At 71.6% G+C, this 2,170-nt stretch carries 1 protein-coding gene and 1 pseudogene; both read right to left on the minus strand.

Annotated elements, in window-relative coordinates; all coding sequences use genetic code 11:
- Positions 1-310: 310 nt before the first annotated feature.
- Positions 311-1,969 carry an AMP-binding protein gene (locus VED21_RS29820; RefSeq protein WP_324888977.1) on the minus strand — a complete coding sequence of 553 codons (1,659 nt, stop codon included), beginning with the start codon at positions 1,967-1,969 and terminating at the stop codon, positions 311-313.
- A 4-nt stretch (positions 1,970-1,973) separates the two neighbouring features.
- Positions 1,974-2,170 (minus strand): annotated as a pseudogene (locus VED21_RS29825) (MarR family transcriptional regulator); the annotation flags it as partial.

Here is a 2,170-nt window from a genome sequence, read left to right on the forward strand (position 1 = left end):
ACGAACTGGCGCATCGGCCTCCCCGGTTGGCGTCGTTTCGCCACCGGTAGCGCACTGGGGCAGCGTGTGTCCAGAGCGGGGGTGTTACGGCCGAAATGATAAAATTCCTAACATCGGGGCGTGATCGGTGCGATACTGGCCGCAATTCCGCTTTCCGCCCGCGCCGTACAGCAGCCTTCCCTTGGTGGGGTTCAGATCATCCGGAAAATAGCCCGACCAAGCGTCCTGGACCGAAATGCAGCCAATGCAGCAATGCAACACCTGCAAAAAGGTGTTGCATGGTGTTGCATCCGGTTACATTTGCCGCCCGCTACTCCGCCGCGACGCTGGTGTCGGTATCCCGCCATTCACGCTGGCGCAGCTTGAAACGCTGGATCTTGCCGGTCTCGGTGCGCGGCAACTGGTCCAGGAATTCGATCCGGCGGGGGTACTTGAAGGGCGCGATCAGCGCCTTCACGTGGTCCTGGATCTCGCGCGCCAGTTCCGGGCTCGGCCGGGTGCCGGGGCGCAGGACCAGGAAGGCCTTCGGCACGGCGCCGCGGATGGGGTCGGGGGCGGCGACCACGGCGCACTCCTCCACCAGCGGGTGCTGGAGCAGCGCGTCCTCCACCTCCATCCCGGCGATCTTGTAGCCGGCGGAGACGATCAGGTCGTCGACGCGGCCGTGGTGCCAGAAATAGCCGTCCTCGTCCATGTGGCAGGCGTCGCCGGTGACGTTCCAGCCGCGCACCACGTAGCCCTCCTGCCGCGGGTCGTCGAGGTAGCGGCAGCCCGTGGGGCCGCGCACCGCCAGCCGGCCGACCTGGCCCGGCGGCAGCGGCTCGCCCCACTCGTCCAGCACCATGGCCTCGTAGCCGGGAACCGGCTTGCCGGTGGCGCCGGGCCGGATGGCGTCGGGCGGGGAGGCGAGCACGGCGTTCAGCAGCTCGGTCGTGCCCAGCGTGTCGAGGATCGGCAGGCCGGTGTGCGCCTTCCAGTCGTCGAAGGTGGAGGGGGTCAGTGGTTCGCCGGCCGAAACGCAGGCGCGCAGCGATCCGGTGTCCGGCGCGCCGCCGGCCGCGATCAGCGCCGACATGCTGCGGTAGACGGTCGGCACGGTGAAGCAGATCGTGCCCTTGTGGCGGGCGATGGCGTCCAGGACGCGTTCCGGCGTCGGCCGCTCGATCAGCACGGCGCAGGCCCCGGCGCGCAAAGGGAACAGCATCAGCCCGCCCAGCCCGTAGGCGAAGGCGATGGAGGGAGAGCCGCAGAACACGTCGTCCGGCGTGGCGCCCAGCTGGGAGCGCGGCGACAGGTCGGCCACCGCCAGCATGTCGCGGTGGAAGTGCGCCGTCGCCTTGGGCCGCCCGGTGGTGCCGGAGGTGAAGGCGATCAGGCAGATGTCGTCGGCCGCCGTGTCCACCGCCGCAAAGCCCACCGGGCGCCCGGCGATGCGCGCCTCCAGCCCGTCGGCGGCGTCGCCGGCGTTGAAGGCGAGCACGGGGAAGTCCTGGTGCACCAGCGCCCGCGCGCCGTTCAGGTCGTCCAGGAAGCCGGCGTCGCACAGGGCGAGGTCGACCTCCGCCTTCTCCAGGATGTGCGTCAGTTCGGCCGCGCGCAGCAGCGGCATGGTGGCGACGACGATGCAGCCGGCCTTGGCCACGGCCAGCCAGCAGGCGGCCAGCATCGGCGTGTTCGGCCCGCGCAGCAGCACCCGGTTGCCGGGGACCAGCCCGTGCTCTTCCACCAGCAGGCCGGCGATGCGGTCGACGGTGGCGGCCAGATCGCCCCAGGTCCAGGCGCCGGCGGCGGTGATCAGGCAGGGGCGCGGCGCCCATCCTTGGGCCAGCCACGGGTCCAGCAGGGCGGCGGTGACGTTCAGGCGCTCGGGGTAAGCCAGCTCCGGCCGGTCGAACGGCAGGTCCGGCCATTGCTCGCGCGGCGGCAGGCGGTCGCGGGCGAAGGTGTCGACGTGGGCGGTGGGCGCCATCGCGTCACCTCGCCGCCGGGGCGGCGGCGCGCACCGACCGCTTCAGATGGTCCAGCAAGCCGAGCAGCGACACCACGTCCTCCCGCCCCATGCCGCCCGTCAGTTCGCCCAGCCAGTCCTGGTGCGCCCGCGCCATGGCCCGGTAGGCGTCGCGGCCGGCCGAGGTCAGGCGGACGAAGTGGGTGCGGCGGTCGTTCGGGG

It is taken from the genome of Azospirillum sp., assembly GCF_035627195.1.
Taxonomy (GTDB): Bacteria; Pseudomonadota; Alphaproteobacteria; order Azospirillales; family Azospirillaceae; genus Azospirillum.